This window comes from Bradyrhizobium sp. TM239, assembly GCF_036247985.1.
In the GTDB taxonomy this organism is placed as follows: domain Bacteria; phylum Pseudomonadota; class Alphaproteobacteria; order Rhizobiales; family Xanthobacteraceae; genus Bradyrhizobium; species Bradyrhizobium ottawaense.
The window spans coordinates 23,621-45,488 of sequence record NZ_BTIR01000008.1 but is presented as its reverse complement, the minus strand read 5'-3'; the positions used below and the strand labels follow the sequence as shown (position 1 = coordinate 45,488).

Genomic DNA, 21,868 nt, shown 5'->3' with positions numbered 1-21,868 from the left:
GCGCGGAGCTGCACCAATTTCAACGGTCGGCGAGCGCGAGATCCCGCAGCGGTGAGGTCACCGCCCGCCCCGCCGAGGCGTCGAGCACGCCCGGCCGGTCCCAATCGCCTTCGGGGCGGATGATCACGTAAGGATCGCTGTCCAGCGTGATCGCGTCCGGGCCCGGCTCGATCTCCAGCAGCATTTCCGTGTAGGAAAAATCCGAGAAGGTGACCTTGCGATTATGGCCGAGCGGCTTGGCGCCGAAATGGGCCCAGAAGTCGACCAGCCTGTCCTGCGCCTGGCCGTAGATCTTGCGGAAGCCCTTGCGCTTCACATAGTCGACGCTGGCCTGCACCAACTTGAACGAGACGCGCGAGCGCCGGTATTGGTGACGCACCGCAAGCCGCTCCACCTTGGCGAAATCGCCGAAGAAGCGCACCCGCAGGCAGCCTGCGGGCTCGTTGCCGACGAAGCCGATGAAATGGGCGGCGACCATGTCGTTGCCGTCGAACTCCTCCTCGAACGGACAATCCTGCTCGGCGAGATAGACCGCCGAGCGAATGGCGGTGACCAGCATGAGATCGCTTGGATCGCGCGCAAGGCGGATGGTGATGGCGCGGGAACAGGGCTTGGCGACAGGAATCCTAGTACCGTGCATCTGCAAAACTCCTTGCTTGGATGATCGCGCCCGGCATGCGCAGCGGCTGGCGATGCCAGGGCCGCTCGTAGCACCAGAGGTCGGGCTGGAAGCTCGGGACCGGCGCAAAGCCGGTCGCCTTCATGATGTCGCGTCCGGCCACCGTTGACGGCTGCGCATAGCAATCGGCGCTGCGGAACCTTAGCTGTCGCAGATGCGCTGCAGCCTTGCCGAGACCGGCGATACCGCGCCCCGTCGCCGCGATCGCCCAGATGTAGATGGCAGCGACCTCTTCCTTCGCGGAAGCGAGATAGCGCGTCTCGGGCGCGGTGAGGCAGATCTCGTCGAGCAGCAGCGCATCGTGCCCGCGGTCATTGAGGAACAGGAAAGCTATACCGCCGACGAGATGGCCCTTCCGGCTGAACGTCAGGATGCTCTGAGGATCGAACGTGAAATAATGCGCAAGCTCGGCTGTCCCGATTTGCACGCCCGGCACCAGCCGGTGCGCCATCTGCGAAAGCGCGGCAATTTCGGAAAATTGCGCGCAGCGGACATCCACATCCGGGCTCAGCGGCAAGGCATCGAAATCATGCCTTGCGGCAAACGAGCCCCTTTCCATAGCCATATCGCGCCTCTATCGTCCGGGGCTTTCGTGCCCCGCTATGCCGATGAGCTTAGCGGCTGGGGATCAGGAGTATGCAGCAGTTATTGCACCGGGGTGCTGCGATGATGCAGCACCGTGAAGAAGCCCTGGATGCGTCCTGGGACGATTTGAAACTGTTTTTAGCGTGCGCAAAATATAAAAGTTTTCGCAATGCCGCCGAGGAGCTCGGGCTCACCTCCACGACGCTGATGCGCCGGATCGACCGGCTCGAAGAGGGCATCGGCTGCAAGCTGTTCCTGCGCGACCAGAGCGGGCTCACGCTCAGCGATGAAGGCACCGCGATGATCGCCGACGTTGCGCATATGGAGCGTCATGCCTTCAACGTCTTCCGGCGCGCCTCGCGGTCGTCGAACGACACATCTGGCACCGTGCGCGTCGCGGTGACCGAAGGCCCGGGCAATTTCTGGATCCTGCCGCGACTGATCGACTTCCAGAAGACGTACCGCAAGATCACCGTCGATTTGCGCTGCGCGATGGAGCAGGCCGACGTCGCGCGGCTTGAATCGGACGTCGCGATCCAGCTCGAGCCTCCGACCAATCCCGACCTGATCGTCGCCAAGCTCGGCCGTCTGCACATCTATCCCTTTGTCTCCAAGGAATACGAAGATCTCTATGGCGTGCCGGCTACCCTGGCCGACCTGAAGAACCACCGCATCATCAAGCAGAGCGCGCCACAGGTCGACGACGGCGCCTACGCGCGCGTGCTCGGGCTGAAGTCGCTCGAGGGCATCGTCGGGATCAAGACCAATTCCTCGGTCGGCGTGCTCTATGCCGTCGAGCGCGGCGCCGGCATCGGCTTCCTGCCGACGGTCTCGATCGCGCTCGGCGCGCCGCTGATCGCCGTCGATCTCGGCGTCAGCCACCACGCTGACCTCTGGCTCACCTATCACAAGGAGTTCCGAACCTCCGAGCGCCACAAGATCGTGGTCGACTGGCTGAAGAAGATCTTTGATCCCAAGACCTATCCCTGCTTCCGTGACGAGTTCATCCATCCGAACGCGCTGGTGCCGATGATGACGGCTGCACGCGAGGGCTTTGGGCTGACGGGATATGTCGCGGCGACGCCGACCTAGGCGCGGGCGAGCTTCAGCTCACCATCTATATTCGAAGCCGACAGTGCCCTGGTGCGAGGTCAGCTCATTACGGAACTTGCCGTCGTAATTGACGTAAAGCCGCGCCACGCTGGTCAGGCTGAGCGAAGCCGAAGCACCGGCATCCATGCCGTAACGGCTCTCGCCGATGCCGGGAACGACGATGTTCTGGGCGCCGAGGCTGACCTGGACCGATCCCAGATCCTGATGGAAATTGTCGACGAACTTGCCGTACGCGGACAGGTCCAGGATCTTCTGGTCGATGATGAAGTAGCGGCCGATCTCGGCCCCGATCATGATGCGTGCGCGGGAGAGCGCCGTCGAACCGACGTTGAGCGGGTCGAGGCCGCCGGCCTCCTGGAACGCCGCGCTGGTGGCGCGCACATATTCCAGCGCGCCCTTGGGCACGATGCGCATCTGGTCCTTGGTCCAGTAATAGCTGATCTCGGTCAACGCGCCGTCGACCGCGGCGCGATAGCTCGCGGTTGCAAGGCCAAGGCCAGTGTCGCGGCTGGAACGGACCTTGCCGAAGCCGTGCACCACGGCAAAGGCCCAGGTCCACGGCCCCTTGTCGACTGAGCCGTTGAAGCCGATCTGCGTCAGGTCGAGCGTCGCCGACTGCAGCGCCAGCGGCACGTCGACATCGGTGTGGCTCTGGTCGACGGAGAAGCCGAGATTGACGCCGGGGGCCACGCGCGCGCCAAAGCCGGCGACGCCGCCAACCGTCTTGCGCCTGTCGCCGACAAAGTCGCCTTGCGGATCGGTCCGGACCGAGATGCCGTAGCCCTCGAACCAAGTGCGGTAGCGCGGATCCTCGGTGCTGGCCGCCGCACCCCCGCCGCCGGGATTGGTCCGGAACGCCCGGTTGAAACCGTTCGATGCCTGGTTGCCGAGCCGCTCCAGGAAATTCGAGCCGAGATCGAGCGCGCTGTTGCCGGCCGAGCGATCATAGGCGATCGACGTCGACACCGGGGTCGGCGACGGTGTGGGCGTCGGAGACGCAGCCGGTGTCGGGGTCTGCGCGAACCCGGGCGTCGCCGCCGAGATCGTCACAGCCAGCACCAGCGCAAGCGCCATCGTGACCGATGCCGCGATCCTGCGAACGCGGCCCTGCCCGATCATCTGCCGTGTCCCGGAGAGCTGCGCGGTGCAGCACATGACGACTCATCCCAAAGCAAAGCGCGACGCGCAAAAATACAACACGACGCGCGGCCGCATGGGGCGATTTGTGCTGAACTGCCACGGAGCGTCAACCGGTTGGAGCGCTGAGACAGGGGCGATTGCCCTCGATTGTGGTTCCACGGCCACAGGTCGCAAATAGCAGACCGCCATGCCCGCCTCGGTCTTGAAATTTAGGCGCAGCTTGCTAACGGGCGATTTTCATGTTGCAATGTTGGACACAATCGGAATTGGCCGCTCGGCTGTGCGTTTCGCGACATTGAGACTCAAGACTCGAACAGACTCCCGGAAGCCCGTTTGTGGCGTGGCACGCGAAAAGCGGCCGCGTCTTTTTTATATCTAGTGGAGGAGACTAGCGATGCCGCAAAAGGGCACCGTCAAATGGTTCAACCCGACCAAGGGCTATGGGTTCATCAAGCCGAACGGCAGCGACAAGGACGTGTTCGTCCACATCTCCGCCGTCGAGCGTGCCGGACTCTCGACCCTCAACGAAAACCAGGTGGTTGAATACGACCTCGTGGAGAACCGCGGCAAAGCATCCGCGGAGAACCTCAAGGTCTCCTGATATCTCTCAAGCCAAAGCGCGAGAGATCATGACGTTGCCCCCGGCTCTGCCGGGGGATTTTGTTTGTGACGGCCGCAGCGAGGACGGCGCTTCAGCTCACCACCGGCGCCACCAGGAAATTCTCCGACGGCCCGCTTCCCGCCGTCCTGCAGACATCACCCTCGATCCGGACCTTGCCGGTGGCCAGCAGCCGCAACGCTTCCGGATAGATGCGGTGCTCGACTTCGAGGATGCGCTCCGACAGCGTATCGCCCGTGTCGTGATCGCTGACGGGAACCGCGCCCTGCATCACGATCGGGCCGGCATCGGTCTCGGGGATGACGAAGTGCACCGTCGCGCCGGACAGCTTGACCCCGGCGCGCAAGGCCTGGCCGTGCGGATCGAGGCCGGGGAAGGACGGCAGCAGCGAGGGATGGATGTTGAGCATCCGCCCGTACCACGCCCTGGTGAACTCGGCCGTGAACAGGCGCATGAAGCCGCCCAGACAAATCAGCTCGATGCCGTGCTGGTCGAGCGCCGCCTGCAGCACCTTCTCGAAACGGGCGCGGTCCTTGCCGAACGGCTTGCTCTCGATCACCAGCGTGTTCACGCCGCTTGCCTTGGCCCGTTCAAGGCCGAGCGCATCGGCCTTGTTCGAGATGACGAGCGAGATCTCGGCGGGGAAATCCGCAGCGGCCGCGGCCCTGATCAGCGCGGACATGTTGGAGCCGCGGCCGGAGATCAGGATGGCGACACGGCGCTTCATCACAGCGCCAGTCATTACAGTGCCATGTCGAGATGGCCGTTGTAGACGACGCGGTGCTCGCCCTCGGCCGGGATCACGGTGCCGAGCTGCGCCACGGTCTCGCCGGCGTCGGTGAAGACCTGCACGACCTGATCGACCTTGTCAGGCTCGACGATCGCGATCATGCCGATGCCGCAATTGAACGTGCGCAGCATCTCCAGCTCGGCGATGCCGGCTTGCGCCGCCAACCATTTGAACACCGGCAGCACCGGCAGGCGGGCCAGATCGATACCGACGCCGAGGTTGTTCGGCAGCACGCGCGGAATGTTGTCGGTGAAGCCGCCGCCGGTGATGTGGGCGAGCCCCTTCACCGCGCCGGTCTCGCGGATCGCGCGCAGGCAGGATTTGACGTAGAGCTTCGTCGGCGTCAGCAGCGCGCCGCCAAGGGTCATCACGGGAGAAAAAGGCGCCGGCGCCTCGAAGCCGAGGCCTGATTGTTCCACGATCTTGCGCACCAGCGAGAAGCCATTGGAGTGCACCCCCGACGAGGCGAGGCCGATCACGGCATCGCCGGCCGCGATGTCCTTGCGCGGCAGCAGCGTGCCCCGCTCCGCAGCACCGACCGCAAAGCCGCCGAGGTCGTAATCGCCATCCCTGTACAGGCCGGGCATCTCGGCGGTCTCGCCGCCGATCAGGGCGCAGCCGGATTCGCGGCAGCCCTCGGCGACGCCCGCGACGATCGAGGCCGTCGCCTCCGGGTCGAGCTTGCCGCAGGCGAAATAATCCAGGAAGAACAGCGGCTCGGCGCCCTGCACCACGAGGTCGTTGACACTCATGGCGACGAGGTCGATGCCGATCCCGCCGTGCAGCCTGGTCTCGATCGCGATCTTGACCTTGGTGCCGACGCCGTCGGTCGCGGCCACGAGGACAGGGTCCTTGAAACCGGCCGCCTTGAGGTCGAACAGGCCGCCGAAGCCGCCGATCTCGGCGTCGGCGCCGGGCCGTGCGGTGGCGCGCACCATCGGCTTGATCAGGTCGACCAGGCGGTTGCCCGCATCGATATCGACGCCTGAATCGGCGTAAGTGAGGCCGTTTTTGCGGTCGGTCATGCCCGATTTCCAGTGGGTTTGCGGCTGGTTACGTCGAATTCCGGGGACGCGCAATGGCTCGCATGGCGCCCCGCCTTATACTATGTAGAGATATCAACCGGTTCAGCCTCCCGAGAGGCCGGATTCGAGGTCAGACCGGGTGCCGGGAAGCGCTTTCGTGAGTATTCCGAACATCATTACCCTGGGCCGCATCATGCTGGTCCCGATCATCGTCTGGGCCATCGTGTCGAGCCAAATGGAGGTGGCGTTCGCCGTCTTCCTGATCGCCGGTATCAGCGATGCCGTCGACGGCTTCCTGGCCAAGCGCTTCAACATGACGAGCGAGCTCGGCGCCCTGCTCGACCCGCTCGCGGACAAGGCGCTGCTGGTCTCGATCTACATGGCGCTCGGGATCTGGGGCGCAATTCCGCGCTGGATCGTGATCCTGGTGGTCTCGCGCGACATCATGATCGTCGCCGCGGTGATCGTGTCCTGGCTGTTCGACCGGCCCGTCGAGATGAAGCCGTCGAAGGTGTCCAAGCTCAACACCGTGGCACAGGTGGCGTTCGCGGCCCTGGTGCTGGCGGCGCTTGCCTTCGGCTTCAAGCCGGCCCCTTATGATATCATCCTGATGGGCCTCGTCACGGTCTTCACGCTCTCCTCGGTGTCGCTCTATCTGGTCGAGTGGCTGCGGCACATGAGCACGATCGAGGCCAAGTAGCACGATCGAGGCCAAATGAGAGGCGATGCGGCCCCGCAAAAGGCCAACTCCCGCTCGATATGTCTGATCTCTTCAAATGACGCCGGCCCGCCGGCATGGAGCAAAGCAAGCGTGCCAGGCCGCGTTCACCCCCGACAATTGGCGTTTTCGCTTCCGCATGCGGAGAGCCTCAGCCGGGACAATTTCCTCGAAGGCCCTGCCAACGCGGCCGGGCTCGGCCTGATCGACAGCTGGCCGGAATGGCCGAACCGGATCATGTGGCTGGCCGGCCCGGAAGGAAGCGGCAAGAGCCATCTCGCCGCGATCTGGGCCGAGGAAGCCGGCGCCCGCTCCACCACCGCCAATGCGCTGACCGCCGCGGGCGTTCCGGGCGCGCTCGCCACCGGCGCGCTGGTGGTCGAGGATCTCAAGGCCAGGGAATTTGACGAACGCGCCCTCTTCCATCTGATGAACCTCGCCCGCGAGGATGGCGCCTACGTCCTGTTCACGGGACGCGAGGTGCCGGCCTCGCTGGAGATCGAGCTTCGCGACCTGCGCTCGCGTCTGCGCGCCGTTCCGGTCGTCGCGCTGCTGCCGCCCGACGACCAGCTCTTCCGCGGGCTGATCGTCAAATTCTGCGCCGACCGCCAGCTCACCGTGGATGAGAGCGTGGTCGGCTACCTCGCCACCCGCCTGGAGCGGTCCTCGGCCGCCGCCCGCCAGGCCGTGGAACTGCTCGACAGCGAAGCCCTCAGGCTCGGCCGTCCGGTCACCCGGGCGCTGGCCGCCGAGCTGCTCCGCGACGCCTGATCGGCCTCCGCGGCCGCCTCCAGACCCACGCCAAGCCCGCTTGACGCGGCGAAGTGGCGGAACATCAATGTCATCGAAACGTCATCGCTCTAACACATGCTCCGGCCGGTTTTGCGCATAAGTCGCAAATTGGGGCGAACTGGATGGACCGACTTCTGATGGACTCTGCGCAAGCCGTTGAAACTAAAGAAAAAGCCCCAGAGACCGAGAGTCTGCCGGCGATCGCATCGAGTCCCGAGCGATTCATCAACCGCGAGCTCTCCTGGCTGCATTTCAACCGCCGCGTTCTGGAGGAATCGGTCAATCCCAGCCACCCCATGCTGGAGCGGGTGCGATTCCTGTCGATTTCGGCGAATAACCTTGACGAGTTCTTCATGGTCCGCGTCGCCGGCATCAAGGCCCAGGTGCGCGAGGGCATTGCCGAACGCAGCCCCGACGGCCTGACGCCATCCGAACAGCTCGCGCTGATCAACCGCACCGTCTCCGAGCTCGCCTCCGACCAGCAGGCGATCTGGCGCGACCTGCGCGGCACGCTGGCCGATGTCGGCATCGTGCTCGTCGAGGGCAAGGAGGTCACCAAGGCGGAACGGACCTGGATCGAGGACTATTTCCTCAGCAACGTATTCCCGCTGCTGACCCCGCTGGCGATCGACCCGGCCCACCCCTTCCCGTTCATTCCGAGCCTCGGCTTCACCATCGCGCTCCAGCTCACGCGCGCCGCCGACGGCAAGCAGATGAACGCGCTGATCCGCATGCCCGGCAAGATCGACCGCTTCATCCGCCTGCCGACCGAGGGCAAGGCCGTCCGGCTGATCTCGCTGGAGCAGGCGACTGCCTTGTTCATCAACCGCCTGTTCCCCGGCTACAATCTGCACGGCCAGGGCGCTTTCCGCATCATCCGCGACTCCGAGCTCGAAATCGAGGAAGAGGCGGAAGACTTGGTCCGCCTGTTCGAGACGGCGCTCAAGCGCCGCCGCCGCGGGTCGGTGATCCGGCTCGAGATCGACGCCAAGATGCCGGAGGAGCTGCGCAGCTTCGTTCAACACGCGCTCTCGGCCGCCGACGACGAGGTGTTCCTGGTCGACGGCGTGCTCGCCATGAACGAGCTGTCTCAGCTCACCCGCCTCGACCGGCCCGATCTCGAATTCACCCCCTACGTACCGCGCCACCCTGAGCGCGTGCGCGAGCATGGCGGCGACATCTTTGCCGCGATCCGACAGAAGGACCTCGTGGTCCATCATCCCTACGAATCCTTCGACGTGGTGGTGCAGTTCCTGCAGCAGGCCACGCGCGACCCCGACGTCGTCGCGATCAAGCAGACGCTCTACCGCACCTCCAACAACTCGCCGATCGTGCGCGCGCTGGCGGAAGCCGCCGAGGCCGGCAAATCAGTCACGGCGTTGATCGAGCTGAAGGCGCGCTTCGACGAGGAAGCCAACATCCGCTGGGCCCGCGATCTCGAACGCGCCGGCGTGCAGGTCGTCTACGGCTTCCTCGAACTGAAGACGCACGCAAAGCTCTCGATGGTGGTGCGCCGCGAGGGCGGCAGCCTCACGACTTACGTGCATACCGGCACCGGCAACTATCACCCGGTCACAGCACGCATCTACACCGACCTCTCCTACTTCACCTCGGATCCGACCATCGGCCGCGACGCCGCGCGCGTGTTCAATTTCATCACCGGCTATGCCGCGCCGAGCGACCTGGAGAAGATGGCGGTGTCGCCGTTGACCTTGCGCAAGCGCATCATCGAGCACATCCAGGGCGAGACGGCGCATGCGCGCCACGGTCGCCACGGCGCGGTCTGGATGAAGATGAATGCGCTGGTCGACCCCGACATCATCGACGCGCTCTACGAGGCTTCCCAGGCCGGTGTGCAGGTCGAGCTCGTGGTGCGCGGTATCTGCTGCCTGCGCCCCGGCATTCCCGGCCTGTCCGAGAACATCCGCGTCAAGTCGATCATCGGACGCTTCCTGGAACACGGCCGAATCTACTGCTTCGGCATGGGCCAGGGCCTGCCGAGCGCCAAAGCGGCTGTGTATATCTCCTCCGCCGACATGATGCCGCGCAACCTCGACCGCCGCGTCGAGGTGCTGTGTCCGCTGCAAAATCCAACGGTGCATCAGCAGGTTCTCGAACAGATCATGGTCGCGAATCTCAAGGACAATGAGCAGAGCTGGCAATTGTTGCCGGACGGGTCCTCAACGCGTATGAAGACCGCGAAGGGCGAGGAGCCTTTCAACGTCCACAACTACTTCATGACAAATCCGAGTCTGTCTGGCCGTGGAAAGTCGCTCAAGGAATCCTCGCCGCGTCGTCTCACGCGCCGGAACGAACGCCATCAATCCTGATCGGGGATGTTCGACGTGAAGCGGCCGCGCAAGCGCGGCTCGAGCGTCGCGGTCATCGATATCGGTTCCAACTCGGTCCGTCTCGTCGTCTACGAGGGGCTGACGCGGAGCCTCATTCCGATCTTCAACGAGAAGACGCTGTGCGGCCTCGGACGCGAGGTGCAGAGCACCGGCCTGCTCGCGCCCGACGCCGTCGACAAGGCGCTGACCTCGCTGAGGCGCTTCCGGGCGTTGTGCCGTGTGATGCAGGTCGGACGCGTGTTCGCGATCGCGACCGCGGCCTGCCGCGACGCCTCCAACGGCCCCGATTTCATCGCGAAGGCCGAGCGCATCTGCGCCGTGACGATCGAGATCCTGTCGGGCCCGCGCGAGGCGCGGCTGTCGGCCCTCGGCGTGATCTCCGGCATCCATCATCCCGACGGCATCGTCGGCGACCTCGGCGGCGGCTCGCTCGAATTGATCGACGTGCGCAAGAACAGCGTGCGCAGCGGCGTGACGCTGCCGCTGGGCGGGCTCGCGCTGCAGGACCTCGCGCATAAATCGCTCAAGCGCGCCGACCGCATCGTGCGCGAGGAGCTCGACGAGGTGCCGCAGCTCACCGCCGGCAGCGGCCGCACCTTCTACGCCGTTGGCGGCACCTGGCGCGCACTCGCGCGCATTCACATCATCCAGAGCGGCTATCCACTCCAGGTGATGCACGGTTATTCGCTGTCGGCGGCTGAAGCGCTCGACTTCTCGCGTCGTCTCCGTCGCCTGGCGGCCGCGGACATGCTCGCCGACATCGAGAGCGTTGCGGATGCGCGCCGCCCCCTCCTCACCTACGCAGCGTTGGTGCTCGAGCACATCATCCGGGTGGCGAAGCCGAAGACCATCGTGTTCTCGACCTTCGGCGTGCGCGAGGGCCTGCTGCACGAGAAGCTGTCGGAGGCGGAACGCAACAAGGACGGCCTGATCTGCGCCGCGGAAGAGCTGAACCAGCTGCTGTCGCGCTCGGCCAAGCACGCCCACGAGTTGATCGCCTGGACCGACCGCCTCGCGCGTGTGGTGAAGCTGCGCGAGACCGAGGAGGACCGCCGCTTGCGCCACACTGCGTGCCTGCTGTCCGATATCGGCTGGCGCGTGCATCCCGATCACCGCGGCGAGCAGACGCTGAGCCTCGTCGTCAACGGCAATTTCGGCGCGATCACCCACACCGAGCGCGCCTTCGTCGGCCTGTCGGTGTTCTATCGCTATGCGGGCCTGAGCGAGGAAAACCAGCCGCCGGTCACCATGCAGGAGCTGCTGACGCCGGCGCAGCTCGAACGCGCGCGCCTCCTGGGCGCTGCGTTCCGCGTCGCGCATCTGATCTCGGCGGCGCGTCCGGGCGTGCTGCCGGCCACCCATTTCCGCAGCCAGGGCCGCAAGCTGATGCTGGTGTTCGAGCATCGCCTCGGCGACCTCGTCGCCGACCGCGTCGGCAGCCGCTTCCGCGCGCTCGCGCGCCTGGTCGCCCGCGCCGGCTCGATCGTGCGGCGCTGACACACAAGGACAGTGCGTCCAGCGAGCGGCTAAAGCATGATCCGGAAAAGGGCGCAGCGGTTTTCCGAAAAGATCATGCTCAAACAACAACCTGAAGGGCGATGACGTTTCATCCTAATCGCATCGCGCTTTAGGGTCTTCAACCAGCAGCGGCCGTTCGATCGCGGCTGCCTCTGGCGCGATGACGGCTTTCAGTCCGCCGAGCTCGGAATCGGTGAGGACAAGCTGCCATCCATAGGCACTGAGCACGTCCTGAACGATCGCGAGGCCGAGGCCGGCGCCCTCGCCGCGCTCATCCAGTCTCGCACCGCGTTCGAGCACGCGCGAACGTTCGGCGGCCGCGATGCCCGGACCGTCGTCCTCGACCGTGATCGCCGGGCCCGCAATGGCATCCGCGCCAATGCGCACCTGGCTCTTGGCGTGACGGGCGGCATTTTCCAGGAGGTTGCCCAGCACTTCGGCCAGATCGGTGCGATCGAGCGGCACGCTCGGTTCGCCCGTGATGCAGGCCTTGAATTCAAGCCTCTGCGCAGCAGGCGTGCGCGCCAGCGTCAGTATCAGGGAGTCGACAAGCGGTCTGAGCGGCGTGGAGATACCGCCACGCTGTCGTGCCGTGCCTCGCGCCCGGGCGCGTGCCAGTTCCCGATCGACATGACGGCTCATCGCATCGGCGACAGCTTCGATGGCCTTGGCAACGTCCTGCTCACCTCGCTGACGCAACAGCGCGACGTCGGCCGCGAGCGCGGCGAGCGGCGTCTTCAGCCCATGCGCCAAGTCGGCGGCGCGGCTGCGCGAACGCTCGATCTCGCCTTCCTGGGCGTCGATCAGATTGTTCACCTCTTCCACCAGCGGCTTCACCTCGGCAGGGACGTCGACGGGGAGATGCTTGCGTTGGCCTGAGCGGACGTCGGCGACGCCGCGGCGAAGTGCATCGAGCGGACGTAAGCCCAGTCCGACCTGGATCGAGGTGGCCGCCGCCAGCACCAGCCCCAGCAGGCCGAGCGCCAGCGCCAGATCCCTGGCGAATTGCGAGGCGGCGACCGACACGCGGGCAAGATCGGCCGCCACCGCGACGCGCACCGGAACGCGGCGGTCGCCCACGGTGAGCAGCACGCGGCGTTCACTGACCAGGAGCCGCGCGTTCGCCGGCCCAGGGATGACGTGACGGTGCAATTCGCGAGGCGACGGCTCATCCAGCGGCAGGTCCAACGCCGTGTCCCACAGCGAACGCGAACGCAGCACCTGACCGCCGTCGTCCGATACCTGCCAGTACAGGCCCGAAAGGGGATCGGCAAAACGCGGATCCGCCGGCGGCCGGCCCACCACCAGCTTGCCTTGGGCATCGACGTCGATACCCGCGAGGAGCTGCTTCAAATAGATGTCGAGGTCGTTGCCGATCGTGCGCGTGACGTGGCGTTCGAACAGCAGCGTCAGCCCGGCGCCGGCAATGGTCAGCGCAACCAGGATGGCCACGACGCCGCCGGCCACCAGTCGCAGCCGCAACGAGCCCCAGCTCACGGCGTCGTCTCCGGTATCAGATAGCCGAAGCCGCGCCTGGTCTCGATCAGATCGGCGCCGAGCTTCTTGCGCACCCGGCCGACCAGCACCTCGAGCGCGTTCGACTCGTGGTCCTCGCCGTGGCCATAGACGTTTTCGTCGAGCTCGTGCTGCGACACCACACGGCCACGGTGGTGCAGGAGAAAGGCGATCAGGCGATATTCCAGCGGCGACAACGCGACGGGTGCGCCGCGCAACGTCACCTTCATCTGACGCTCGTCGAGTTCGACGTCGCCGGCGACGATCCGTGAGGAGGCATGGCCCGCCGAGCGGCGCACGATCGAGCGCAGCCGCGCCAGCAGCTCCTCCATGCGGAACGGCTTGGGCAGATAATCGTCGGCGCCCGCGTCGATACCATCGACGCGCTCGGCCCAGCTGCCGCGCGCCGTCAGGATCAGCACCGGCATGGACCGTCCGTTCGCGCGCCAGCGCTTGAGCACCGCCAGGCCGTCCATGCCGGGCAAGCCGAGATCCAGGATGACGGCGCCGTAATCCTCGGTATCACCGCGGAACCAGGCCTCCTCGCCGTTGCGGACGGTCTCGACCACATAGCCGGCCGCCTGTAACGCCCTCTCCACATCGGCCGCGATCCGTCGGTCGTCCTCCACGAGCAGCAGGCGCATCACTTCTCCTTGACGCGTTCGATCTCGCCGCTGCGCGCATCGACGTACACCTCGTAGAGGCGGCCCTTGTCGTCGACGACGCGAAACTCGTAGATCCAGCGGCCACGTTCGCGCTCTATCTCCACGCCCGCAACCTCACCCGGCAGCTTGCCGCGAATGGATGCGAGAATGTCGGCGAGTGGCTTGATCTCGCCCGCCTCGACTGCGCGCCGAACCGCGTCGGGCGCGCCTTTATCGTGGCCGCCTGCCGCGGCAGGCACCGGCGCGAGCAGGACGCCTGCCAGCAATGGCACGGCGAGGAATCCCAGGAAGCTGGCGGGTTGCATTCGCAAAGAATGCCCTAATCGACCTGACAGAACGCTGACGTGGATCAACAGGTGGCCGTCAGCGCTCGTCTGCCAGTGTCCGACCATCGCCTCGCCGCATGACGCGGCCGGGCGCTACAAGCCGGAGAGAACCATGCGCAACATCATCATCTTCACCGCGACCGCCGCCTTGCTCGCAGCCGCCGCGACCGCTCATGCCGGCAGCCTCGGGCGCCCCTGCACCGCAGCGCCGCAGACGAGCTGGCTGCCGCTCGAGCAACTGCAGGCCAAGGTCGAAGCCCAGGGCTACAAAGTCCAGAAGGCCAAGCTCAAGAATGCCTGTGGCGAACTCTACACCATCGACAAGTCCGGCAGCCGGGTCGAATTGTTCGTCGATCCGACCAGCGGCCAGATCGTCGGTCAGCTGTAAGAGGCCGCCATGAGCACCATTCACGATGCGATCGTGGCCGGCGGCGAGAAGCCGCCGGCCACCGTCAAGGTCTGGGACCCCTTTGTGCGCGTGTTCCATTGGTCGCTGGCCGGGCTGTTCCTGCTCGCTTATGCGACCGGTGACGAGATCGAGAATGTCCATATCGCCGCCGGCTACACGATTGCGGGGTTGCTCGGCTTACGGATCGTGTGGGGCTTCGTGGGGCCGCGCCATGCGCGCTTCAGCGACTTCGTGCGCTCGCCGCGCACGGTGCTCGCCTACATGCGCGACGTGGCGCTGCTGAGGGCGCCACGCTATCTCGGCCACAATCCTGCCGGCGGCACGATGGTCGTGGCGCTGATCGTCATGCTGCTCGGCACCTGCGCCACCGGTTACATGATGACGACCGGCAGCTTCTGGGGAGCAAAATGGGTGGAAGAGGTCCATGAGGCGTTCGCCAACCTCACGATCGGTCTCGTCGTCGTCCATGTGCTTGGCGTCCTCGTGGCGAGCTTCGAGCACCGCGAGAGCCTGGTGAAGGCGATGATCACCGGGAGGAAGCGTCCATCATGAGCGTGGCCAGGCCTGATACGACAGGTTCTCTTGATGCAAATGCGAAGCAAGTCCGGTTGGTTTCGACGGCAATCCGCCTTCCGAAGCGGCTCGCCCGCTCGAGCCGATTGAGGCAAATCAACTCACCAACGCGCGGGTGGGTTAAGCGAAATCTGCAATCGATCAGCGCTTCGCTTACCGGTGAGTGGGGGACATTCCTCATGCGAGTCCGTCACGGAACCCTCCTTCCCATCACTTCCGGGGGCGCGCTCGCGCGTACGCTCTTTGCGATGGCATTGAGCTTGTTGCCTTCCGTATCCATGGCACAGGACGAGGTGAAGCTGAGCGATGCGCAGGCGCGCAATCTCGGGGTGCGCGTGACCCATCCAGTCGCGAGCCGGACCGATCTGACGCTGCCCTATCCCGTCCAGATCATGATCCCCACGCAGCAATTGTGGGTCGTCAGCGCGCCGGTGGCCGGCATGGTCGCCAATCTCCTGGTCGGGCGCGGTGACCGCGTCACGGCCGGCCAGCCGTTGGTCACGCTGGAGAGTCCAAGCTTCGTCTCCCAGCAACGCGACTATCTGCACGCGATCGCGCAGGAGCACCTCGCCAGCCAGCAGCTCAATCGGAACGCGGATCTGTTCGAGGGCAAGGCCGTGCCGCAACGCGTGCTCGAGGCCAGCCAGGCCGAAGCGCGCCAGGCCGCTCTCGTCGTCGCCGAACGGCGCCAGATGCTGCATCTGAGCGGAATGTCCGACGATGCAATCTCCCGCCTGGCGCAGCAAGCGGCAATCAGCGGAACGCTCACGGTCAATGCGCCGCAAGCCGCATCCGCGGTCGAGGTCGCGGTATCGCCAGGGCAGCGGCTCGAACAATCCGCCCCGCTCGTCAAGTTGGCGCGGCTCTCACCGCTATGGGCCGAAATCGCGGTTCCTGCCGCCAATATTCGCGCGATCCGCACCGGCGCGAAGGTCGAGATCGAGGGCTATTCCACCCCCGGCAAGGTCGTGCTGGTCTCAGAGACCATCGATCCTGCCACCCAGACCATTCTGGTTCGCGCGGAAGTCCCCAATGACGGCGAGCTGCATCCCGGCCAGACCACCGCGGCCCGCATCGGATTTCTCTCGGCCGGTGAAAGCGCCTGGGAGATCCCTTACAGCGGGCTGGTCCGGCGGGGCGAGCAAACGTCGGTCTTCGTCGCCTTCGACGGCGGTTTCCGGCTGGTCCCGGTCAAGCTGCTTGCGGAAGATCAGGACCATGTCGTCGTGGCGGGCGCCGTCACGGATCGGGATGCGATCGCGATCGGCGGCATCTCGGCGCTTCGCGGCATCCTCTCCGGACTGGGGCAGTAAATGCTCCGGCGCCTGGTTGCGTTCGCACTGTCGCAGCGGCTGTTCGTCCTGCTGAGTGTGCTGCTGGTGATCGGCGCCGGCGCCGTGCTCCTGCCCAGCCTGCCGATCGACGCCTTCCCCGACGTCTCGCCGGTTCAGGTGAAGGTCATCATGAAGGCGGCGGGCCTTACCCCCGAAGAGGTCGAGCAGCGCATCACCGTTCCCGTCGAGCTCGAATTGCTCGGATTGCCGAACAAGAAGGTGCTTCGTTCGACCACGAAATATGCGCTGGCCGACATCACCGTCGATTTCGAGGACGGCACCGACATCTACTGGGCGCGCAACCAGGTCTCGGAGCGACTGTCGAACATCTCGCGCGATTTCCCGGAGGGGGTGACCGGCGGGCTTGCGCCGATCACGAGCCCGCTCGGCGAGATGTTCATGTTCACGATCGACAGTCCCGAGCTTTCGCTCGCCGAGCGCCGGACCCTGCTCGACTGGGTGATCCGCCCCGCCCTGCGGACGGTCCCCGGCGTTGCGGACGTCAATGCGCTCGGCGGCTATGTCCGCGCCTTCGAGATCGTGCCGCGCAACGACGCGCTGGCCGCGCGCGGCATTTCCTACGATCTGTTTCGCCGGGCCATCGAAGCCAACAGCCGCAACGACGGCGCCGGACGGGTGAATCAGGGCGAGGACAGCGCCCTGGTCCGGATCGAAGGCAGCATCCGGTCGATCGAGGACATCAAGGCCATCGTCGTCGACACCCGCGACGGCGTGCCGATCCTGGTCAACGACGTCGCGAGCGTCAAAGTCGGCACGCTGACGCGCTATGGCGCCGTCACGGCGGACGGCCGCGGCGAAACCGTCGAGGGACTGGTCCTCGGCTTGCGCGGCGCCAACGCGGGTCAGCTCATCCGCGACGTGCGTGCACGGCTCGCGGAGCTGCAACCCTCGCTGCCGAAGAGCGTGTCGATCAACGTGTTCTATGACCGCAGCCGCCTGGTCAACCGCGCCGTCGGCACCGTGGTGCGGGCCCTCGGCGAGGCCACCGCCCTCGTCATCGTCCTTCTGCTGCTCTTCCTCGGCAACTGGCGGGCCTCGCTGGTGATCGCGCTCAGCCTGCCGCTCGCCATCGTCATCGCCTTGATCATCATGCGCGTGGTGGGAATGTCGGCCAACCTGATGAGCCTCGGCGGACTTGCGATTGCGATCGGCATGCTGATCGACGCGCTGGTCGTCGTGGTCGAGAACATCGTCGGCAACCTCGGCAAGCACGAGCCGGGCAAAACCGCGCCGCTGATCCACCTGATCTACCGTTCGGTCTGCGAAGTCCTGGAACCGGTCGCCTCGGGTGTGCTCATCATCATTATCGTGTTCGTCCCGCTGCTGACGCTGCAGGGGTTGGAGGGCAAGCTGTTCATCCCGGTCGCGCTGGCCATCATCTTCGCGCTGGCCGGCTCGCTGCTGTTGGCGCTCACCGTGATCCCGGTCGCAACCTCCTTCGTGCTCAAGTCGGCGTCACACCGCGATCCCCTGCTGGTGCGTGCGGCCCAACGGGGCTACGCGCCGGCGCTGGACTGGGCCCTCAACAACGAGCGCAAGGTCATGGCTGCGGCGCTGATCGGACTTGTCGCTGCAGGCTTCGCCTATACCCAGCTCGGCAAGACCTTCATGCCGACGATGGACGAAGGCGACGTCATCGTCAGCGTGGAGACGCTTCCGTCCGTCAATCTCGACGAGTCGCTTGCGATGAATGCAAGGCTGCAGACCGCGCTTCTGGCCGTACCCGATATTGCCGGCATCGTCGCGCGAACCGGGTCGGACGAGCTCGGCCTCGATCCCATGGGCCCCAACCAGACCGACACGTTCCTGGTGCTCAAGCCGGCCGCCGAGCGCGCGACCGACAATCGCGAGGCCCTGCTGCAGAAGCTGCGCGAGGTTTTGGCCGGCTTTCCCGGCATCTCGCTCAGCTTCACCCAGCCCATCGACATGCGCGTGCAGGAGATGATCAGCGGCGTGCGCGGCGACGTCGCCGTCAAGATCTTCGGCCCCGACATCGCCAGGCTGAACGAAACCGCGGCCAAGTTGTCGGCGATCCTATCCAGCATCGACGGTGCCGAGGACGTCTACACCACGCTGAACGAAGGCGCTCAATATTACACGGTCGCGGTCAATCGCATGGAGGCCGGCCGCCTCGGCCTGACCGTGGATTCCATCGTCAACTCGCTGCGGACCCAGATCGAGGGCCGAACCATCGGCACCGCGCTCGAGGAAGGACGCCGCACGCCGATCCTCGTCCGGGGCAGCGAGACGACCCGGGAAGCGCCGACGCTGCTGGCGAGCCTGCCGCTGACGCTGGCGTCCGGCCGGCATGTCGCGCTGTCGCAGGTCGCCCGTATCCAGCGCGTCGACGGTCCGGTGAAGATCGACCGCGAGGACGGCGCTCGCATGAGCGTGGTGCGCGCCAACGTCCGCGGTCGCGACATGGTCGGCTTCGTCGAAGCGGCCCGCCAGAAAGTGGCGACCGAACTCCCGCTGCCGAACGGTTACCGGCTGACCTGGGGCGGACAGTTCGAGAACCAGCAACGCGCCGCCGCGCGCCTGTCCGTCGTGGTCCCCGTCGCGATCGGCCTGATCTTCGTGCTGCTCTTCACCACCTTCGGCGCCATCCGCCAGGCGCTGCTGGTGCTCGTCAACATTCCCTTCGCCCTGATCGGGGGCGTGTTCGCGCTGGTCGTGACGGGTGAGTATCTGTCGGTGCCGGCCTCGGTCGGCTTCATCGCGCTGCTCGGCATCGCCGTGCTCAACGGCGTCGTGCTGGTCTCCTACTTCAATCAGCTCCGCGCCCACGGCCTTCCCGAGGATCGCATCGTCGTCGAAGGCGCGATGCGCAGGCTTCGGCCCGTGCTGATGACCGCGAGCATCACGGCGCTGGGCTTGATCCCGCTGCTGTTCGCCACCGGCCCGGGATCCGAGGTGCAGCGACCGCTCGCCGTCGTCGTGATCGGAGGACTGCTGTCCTCCACCCTGCTCACCCTGATTCTCCTGCCGATCCTGTATCGCCGCTATGGCGGATCGTCGAAGGTGGCCAAATGATCGAGCAGCCGGTGTGTCTCACGCTGATCGTGCCGCATCAGCTCCGCGACGAGGTGTTCGACTTTCTCGCCGAACAGACTGATCTGGTTTCGGGATTCACGGCCTCGCAGGGCGCCGGTCACGGCACAGAGGTCCGCTTGCATACGGCCGCCGAGCGCGTGAAGGGCCACGCCGATCAGGCCGTCGTGCAGGTGGTGCTCGCAGGGACAGATGCCGGCCGCTTGCTCGACCGTCTGCGGGTTGCGTTCGCCGGAACCAAGCTGGTCTACTGGACGATACCCGTGACGGAGCTCGGCACGATCGACTGAGCGGGCCTACTCCGCCGATGCCCTGGCGTGCCGTTCGGACGATTCCAGTGCGGCAGAGGTCAGTTTGCGCCGGCGCCAGATGGTGCCGACCACCAGCACGACGACGACGCCGAGCGCTGCGCAGAAATATTCGCCGCCCGCCCCGCCATGGCCGAATTGCGGCGGGATGCGCAAGGCGCCGAGCATGGTGTCGAGCGAGGCGCCGAACGGACCTTCGAACAGCGTGTGCAGCTTGGGCGCGACGCCCGGATCGGTCGCGATCACCTCGCCCGCGATCCAGCCGAGCAGCGCAGCACCGGCCCAGACCAGCACCGGGAGCTTTTCCAGCAACGCCATGATCAGCGCCGCACCGGCGACGATCAGCGGCACGCTGATGGCAAGGCCGAGGATCAGAAGCGGCACGCTGCCATTGGCGGCGGCTGCGACCGCAATGACGTTGTCGAGACTCATGACGATGTCGGCGACCACGACGATCTGCACGGCCTGCCACAGATGCGAGGCAGCGTCGACGTCGTCATCGTCGTCGTGTTCCGGCACCAGGAGCTTGGCCGCGATCACGATCAGCGCGAGGCCGCCGATCAGCTTGAGGTACGGCAGCTCCATCAGGGTTGCGACGATGCCGGTGAAGATGATGCGCAGCAGCACAGCTGCGCCGGCACCGAAGATCATGCCCCACAGGCGGTGTCGCGGCGAGAGGCCGCGGCAGGCGAGCGCGATCACCAGCGCGTTGTCACCGGACAAGAGGATGTTGATCCAGATGATCTTGCCGACCGCGATCCAGAAGGTCGGTTCGGCCATCTCGTTGCGAAACTGGGTGAAGAATGCCCCGATCGTCGCGGGATCGAAGATCTGCCAGAGCCAGTTCACAGTAAGTCCTTTCGCCCCGTCGGTCTTAACTTATCGGCTGATGGATCAGCCGACGATCTCGTTGCCCGAGAAGAACTGCGCGATCTCGATCGCGGCGGTCTCTGGCGCATCCGAGCCGTGCGCGGAATTCTCGCCGATCGACTTGGCGTAGAGCTTGCGGATGGTGCCGTCGGCGGCCTTGGACGGGTCGGTCGCGCCCATCGCGTCGCGGTACTTGGCGATGGCGTTCTCGGCTTCCAGCACCTGGACGACGACCGGGCCCGAGGTCATGAACTCGACGAGCTCGCCGAAGAACGGCCGCGCCTTGTGGACGGCATAGAAGGTCTCGGCCTGTTCCTTGGTCATGCGGATGCGCTTCTGCGCGACGATGCGCAGGCCCGCCTTTTCGATCACGGCGTTGACGGCGCCGGTCAGGTTACGCGCGGTCGCGTCGGGCTTGATGATCGAGAAGGTGCGTTCGATGGCCATAATCTTGTCCTTGGGAAGAAAAGCGGTGGTTCGGAGTTGCCGGGCTTATATCGGCGCCTTTGCGATCCGGCAAGCGACCGCCGGTATGACGTCACAGGCGCTTCGCCGCAGGACCGGAGGGTGCGGTTTCAACATGGATTACGACAATTTCACCCAGATGAACCCAATCTGAAGCCCCTGTCAGGGTTGGGTTCAGCCTCGCCGGCGTAGGGTTGGCCCCATCGAAACCGAAGCCCGATCGCTGGGCGGACCGTTTCGGCGGCCTTTCCATCGGACGCGATCGCCCCGCGCCGGCAGTTTTGAGGAGATCACCATGTTGAGGAAACTTTCGCTTGCCGCTGTCGCTGCGGTTGCGCTGGGTGCCGCGCTGGCGCCGACCTCGGCTTCCGCCCACTGGCACGGTGGCGGCTGGGGCTGGCACGGCGGCGGCGGTGGCTGGCACCACGGCCACGGCTGGGGCGGTCCGCGCTTCTATGCCCCCGTCTCCTACGGTTATGGCGGCTGCTATGTGCGCCGGCTGGTCCCGACCCCCTGGGGCCCCCGCTGGCGGATGGTCAACCGCTGCTACTGAGCCCGACAGCACCTTGATTTAGAGGCTACCGCCCCCCACGGTTGCCTTCCAAGAGAAGCCCCGGCGATCCCCCCGCCGGGGCTTCGCATTTTGGGCGGATGTGGCGGGGCTCTTACAATTTTGACGAGAATGCCGGCATTGTCCCCAAAAGCGGCGAAACCATTTTGGGGGCCAATGACTTGGTACCGTGTCGATACTCTGAGAACACGGAACCCGCGATGGCTGGCCTTCTTGCCAATGACAGCGAACAGATCGACCGGCGGACCAGCCGCTCGATTTGCGATGCCGTGGGCGAACGGCTCCAGCAGAGCCTGCGTCCCGACCCCCAGCTGCCGACCCATCTCGAGCAGCTCATGAACGAGCTGAGGCAGCGCGACCGCGACCCGCACTGAACAGCGGGCCCGGAAAAACGGGTTGCGTTCGACGCGCCTTGCGGTGACAAGGCCGC

23 protein-coding genes are annotated in these 21,868 nt (G+C 65.7%); 13 read left to right on the top strand and 10 right to left on the bottom strand.

All coding sequences use genetic code 11. From position 1 onward, the window contains the following. Positions 1 to 19: 19 nt before the first annotated feature. A complete protein-coding gene (locus AABA84_RS13880; RefSeq protein WP_028144981.1) occupies positions 20 to 640 on the bottom strand; it encodes a GNAT family N-acetyltransferase in 621 nt (206 codons plus the stop codon). Further along, positions 627 to 1,244 carry a hypothetical protein gene (locus AABA84_RS13875; protein WP_338312299.1) on the bottom strand — a complete coding sequence of 206 codons (618 nt, stop codon included), beginning with the start codon at positions 1,242 to 1,244 and terminating at the stop codon, positions 627 to 629. The genes AABA84_RS13880 and AABA84_RS13875 overlap by 14 nt, the downstream gene beginning before the upstream one ends. 71 nt (positions 1,245 to 1,315) lie before the next feature. On the opposite strand from AABA84_RS13875, the gene AABA84_RS13870 reads away from it, so the two are divergent. After that, entirely contained in the window at positions 1,316 to 2,356 is a 1,041-nt protein-coding gene (locus AABA84_RS13870; protein ID WP_212244692.1) for a LysR family transcriptional regulator, read from the top strand. Positions 2,357 to 2,374: 18 nt separating this feature from the next. Here AABA84_RS13870 and AABA84_RS13865 read toward each other — a convergent pair whose 3' ends face one another. Then, a complete protein-coding gene (locus AABA84_RS13865) occupies positions 2,375 to 3,532 on the bottom strand; it encodes an autotransporter outer membrane beta-barrel domain-containing protein (RefSeq protein ID WP_338312298.1) in 1,158 nt (385 codons plus the stop codon). Between the two features lie 379 nt (positions 3,533 to 3,911). On the opposite strand from AABA84_RS13865, the gene AABA84_RS13860 reads away from it, so the two are divergent. Then, complete coding sequence (locus AABA84_RS13860) at positions 3,912 to 4,118, top strand: cold-shock protein (RefSeq protein WP_007591938.1); 207 nt, start codon at positions 3,912 to 3,914, stop codon at positions 4,116 to 4,118. A 91-nt stretch (positions 4,119 to 4,209) separates the two neighbouring features. On the opposite strand, the gene purN is transcribed toward AABA84_RS13860, so the two are convergent. Further along, on the bottom strand, positions 4,210 to 4,863 hold the full coding sequence (gene purN, locus AABA84_RS13855; RefSeq protein WP_338312297.1) for a phosphoribosylglycinamide formyltransferase: 654 nt from the start codon (positions 4,861 to 4,863) through the stop codon (positions 4,210 to 4,212). Positions 4,864 to 4,877: 14 nt separating this feature from the next. Continuing rightward, positions 4,878 to 5,951 carry a phosphoribosylformylglycinamidine cyclo-ligase gene (gene purM / locus AABA84_RS13850; RefSeq protein ID WP_338306882.1) on the bottom strand — a complete coding sequence of 358 codons (1,074 nt, stop codon included), beginning with the start codon at positions 5,949 to 5,951 and terminating at the stop codon, positions 4,878 to 4,880. A gap of 157 nt (positions 5,952 to 6,108) precedes the next feature. Between purM and AABA84_RS13845 the strand changes: the two genes are divergently transcribed. The 4 genes from AABA84_RS13845 (at position 6,109) to ppx (ending at position 11,309) form a co-directional block, all read left to right on the top strand. After that, entirely contained in the window at positions 6,109 to 6,651 is a 543-nt protein-coding gene (locus AABA84_RS13845; protein ID WP_025035876.1) for a CDP-alcohol phosphatidyltransferase family protein, read from the top strand. A gap of 111 nt (positions 6,652 to 6,762) precedes the next feature. Beyond that, a complete protein-coding gene (locus AABA84_RS13840) occupies positions 6,763 to 7,440 on the top strand; it encodes a DnaA ATPase domain-containing protein (RefSeq protein WP_338306884.1) in 678 nt (225 codons plus the stop codon). A gap of 158 nt (positions 7,441 to 7,598) precedes the next feature. Continuing rightward, positions 7,599 to 9,791, top strand: a complete 2,193-nt coding sequence (locus AABA84_RS13835; RefSeq protein ID WP_212245252.1) for an RNA degradosome polyphosphate kinase — start codon at positions 7,599 to 7,601, stop codon at positions 9,789 to 9,791. A 15-nt stretch (positions 9,792 to 9,806) separates the two neighbouring features. Beyond that, a complete protein-coding gene (gene ppx, locus AABA84_RS13830; protein WP_212244715.1) occupies positions 9,807 to 11,309 on the top strand; it encodes an exopolyphosphatase in 1,503 nt (500 codons plus the stop codon). A gap of 114 nt (positions 11,310 to 11,423) precedes the next feature. Here ppx and AABA84_RS13825 read toward each other — a convergent pair whose 3' ends face one another. From AABA84_RS13825 to AABA84_RS13815, 3 genes are read right to left on the bottom strand one after another with little or no spacing between them, the layout of a single operon-like run. After that, positions 11,424 to 12,827, bottom strand: coding sequence for a sensor histidine kinase (locus tag AABA84_RS13825; RefSeq protein ID WP_338312296.1), 1,404 nt, complete (start codon positions 12,825 to 12,827; stop codon positions 11,424 to 11,426). Next, on the bottom strand, positions 12,824 to 13,489 hold the full coding sequence (locus AABA84_RS13820; RefSeq protein ID WP_338306888.1) for a response regulator transcription factor: 666 nt from the start codon (positions 13,487 to 13,489) through the stop codon (positions 12,824 to 12,826). The genes AABA84_RS13825 and AABA84_RS13820 overlap by 4 nt, the downstream gene beginning before the upstream one ends. After that, positions 13,489 to 13,815 carry a PepSY domain-containing protein gene (locus AABA84_RS13815; RefSeq protein ID WP_212245260.1) on the bottom strand — a complete coding sequence of 109 codons (327 nt, stop codon included), beginning with the start codon at positions 13,813 to 13,815 and terminating at the stop codon, positions 13,489 to 13,491. Before AABA84_RS13815 ends, AABA84_RS13820 begins: the two co-directional genes overlap by 1 nt. A gap of 133 nt (positions 13,816 to 13,948) precedes the next feature. Between AABA84_RS13815 and AABA84_RS13810 the strand changes: the two genes are divergently transcribed. From AABA84_RS13810 to AABA84_RS13790, 5 genes are all read left to right on the top strand, one after another. Beyond that, the gene (locus AABA84_RS13810; protein WP_338312295.1) at positions 13,949 to 14,224 is read left to right on the top strand and encodes a PepSY domain-containing protein; all 276 of its coding nucleotides are present in this window, start codon (positions 13,949 to 13,951) and stop codon (positions 14,222 to 14,224) included. 9 nt (positions 14,225 to 14,233) lie between these two features. Further along, on the top strand, positions 14,234 to 14,797 hold the full coding sequence (locus AABA84_RS13805; protein ID WP_338312294.1) for a cytochrome b/b6 domain-containing protein: 564 nt from the start codon (positions 14,234 to 14,236) through the stop codon (positions 14,795 to 14,797). A 269-nt stretch (positions 14,798 to 15,066) separates the two neighbouring features. Further along, positions 15,067 to 16,131: an efflux RND transporter periplasmic adaptor subunit gene (locus AABA84_RS13800; protein ID WP_338312541.1), complete on the top strand. Its 1,065-nt coding sequence runs from the start codon at positions 15,067 to 15,069 to the stop codon at positions 16,129 to 16,131. Continuing rightward, the gene (locus tag AABA84_RS13795; RefSeq protein ID WP_338312293.1) at positions 16,132 to 19,206 is read left to right on the top strand and encodes an efflux RND transporter permease subunit; all 3,075 of its coding nucleotides are present in this window, start codon (positions 16,132 to 16,134) and stop codon (positions 19,204 to 19,206) included. It abuts the gene before it with no gap. Continuing rightward, positions 19,203 to 19,514, top strand: a complete 312-nt coding sequence (locus AABA84_RS13790) for a DUF3240 family protein (RefSeq protein WP_338312292.1) — start codon at positions 19,203 to 19,205, stop codon at positions 19,512 to 19,514. Before AABA84_RS13795 ends, AABA84_RS13790 begins: the two co-directional genes overlap by 4 nt. Before the next feature lie 6 nt (positions 19,515 to 19,520). Here AABA84_RS13790 and AABA84_RS13785 read toward each other — a convergent pair whose 3' ends face one another. Both AABA84_RS13785 and ndk read right to left on the bottom strand, forming a co-directional pair. Then, on the bottom strand, positions 19,521 to 20,381 hold the full coding sequence (locus tag AABA84_RS13785; protein WP_338306894.1) for a TerC family protein: 861 nt from the start codon (positions 20,379 to 20,381) through the stop codon (positions 19,521 to 19,523). 45 nt (positions 20,382 to 20,426) lie between these two features. Next, the gene (gene ndk / locus AABA84_RS13780; protein ID WP_018317541.1) at positions 20,427 to 20,849 is read right to left on the bottom strand and encodes a nucleoside-diphosphate kinase; all 423 of its coding nucleotides are present in this window, start codon (positions 20,847 to 20,849) and stop codon (positions 20,427 to 20,429) included. A gap of 313 nt (positions 20,850 to 21,162) precedes the next feature. Between ndk and AABA84_RS13775 the strand changes: the two genes are divergently transcribed. Continuing rightward, positions 21,163 to 21,420: a sulfur globule protein precursor gene (locus AABA84_RS13775; RefSeq protein WP_212244737.1), complete on the top strand. Its 258-nt coding sequence runs from the start codon at positions 21,163 to 21,165 to the stop codon at positions 21,418 to 21,420. 218 nt (positions 21,421 to 21,638) lie between these two features. Continuing rightward, positions 21,639 to 21,812, top strand: a complete 174-nt coding sequence (locus tag AABA84_RS13770; protein WP_212244739.1) for a hypothetical protein — start codon at positions 21,639 to 21,641, stop codon at positions 21,810 to 21,812. Positions 21,813 to 21,868: the final 56 nt, after the last annotated feature.

What these genes read in the sequence shown, in the direction of transcription:
- AABA84_RS13880 (WP_028144981.1), bottom strand. Translation starts at nt 640, where the DNA reads ATGCACGGTACTAGGATTCCTGTCGCCAAGCCCTGTTCCCGCGCCATC.
- AABA84_RS13875 (WP_338312299.1), bottom strand. Translation starts at nt 1,244, where the DNA reads ATGGCTATGGAAAGGGGCTCGTTTGCCGCAAGGCATGATTTCGATGCC.
- AABA84_RS13870 (WP_212244692.1), top strand. Translation starts at nt 1,316, where the DNA reads ATGCAGCAGTTATTGCACCGGGGTGCTGCGATGATGCAGCACCGTGAA.
- AABA84_RS13865 (WP_338312298.1), bottom strand. Translation starts at nt 3,532, where the DNA reads ATGTGCTGCACCGCGCAGCTCTCCGGGACACGGCAGATGATCGGGCAG.
- AABA84_RS13860 (WP_007591938.1), top strand. Translation starts at nt 3,912, where the DNA reads ATGCCGCAAAAGGGCACCGTCAAATGGTTCAACCCGACCAAGGGCTAT.
- purN (WP_338312297.1), bottom strand. Translation starts at nt 4,863, where the DNA reads ATGAAGCGCCGTGTCGCCATCCTGATCTCCGGCCGCGGCTCCAACATG.
- purM (WP_338306882.1), bottom strand. Translation starts at nt 5,951, where the DNA reads ATGACCGACCGCAAAAACGGCCTCACTTACGCCGATTCAGGCGTCGAT.
- AABA84_RS13835 (WP_212245252.1), top strand. Translation starts at nt 7,599, where the DNA reads ATGGACTCTGCGCAAGCCGTTGAAACTAAAGAAAAAGCCCCAGAGACC.
- AABA84_RS13820 (WP_338306888.1), bottom strand. Translation starts at nt 13,489, where the DNA reads ATGCGCCTGCTGCTCGTGGAGGACGACCGACGGATCGCGGCCGATGTG.
- AABA84_RS13815 (WP_212245260.1), bottom strand. Translation starts at nt 13,815, where the DNA reads ATGCAACCCGCCAGCTTCCTGGGATTCCTCGCCGTGCCATTGCTGGCA.
- AABA84_RS13810 (WP_338312295.1), top strand. Translation starts at nt 13,949, where the DNA reads ATGCGCAACATCATCATCTTCACCGCGACCGCCGCCTTGCTCGCAGCC.
- AABA84_RS13805 (WP_338312294.1), top strand. Translation starts at nt 14,234, where the DNA reads ATGAGCACCATTCACGATGCGATCGTGGCCGGCGGCGAGAAGCCGCCG.
- AABA84_RS13800 (WP_338312541.1), top strand. Translation starts at nt 15,067, where the DNA reads ATGGCATTGAGCTTGTTGCCTTCCGTATCCATGGCACAGGACGAGGTG.
- AABA84_RS13795 (WP_338312293.1), top strand. Translation starts at nt 16,132, where the DNA reads ATGCTCCGGCGCCTGGTTGCGTTCGCACTGTCGCAGCGGCTGTTCGTC.
- AABA84_RS13790 (WP_338312292.1), top strand. Translation starts at nt 19,203, where the DNA reads ATGATCGAGCAGCCGGTGTGTCTCACGCTGATCGTGCCGCATCAGCTC.
- ndk (WP_018317541.1), bottom strand. Translation starts at nt 20,849, where the DNA reads ATGGCCATCGAACGCACCTTCTCGATCATCAAGCCCGACGCGACCGCG.
- AABA84_RS13775 (WP_212244737.1), top strand. Translation starts at nt 21,163, where the DNA reads ATGTTGAGGAAACTTTCGCTTGCCGCTGTCGCTGCGGTTGCGCTGGGT.
- AABA84_RS13770 (WP_212244739.1), top strand. Translation starts at nt 21,639, where the DNA reads ATGGCTGGCCTTCTTGCCAATGACAGCGAACAGATCGACCGGCGGACC.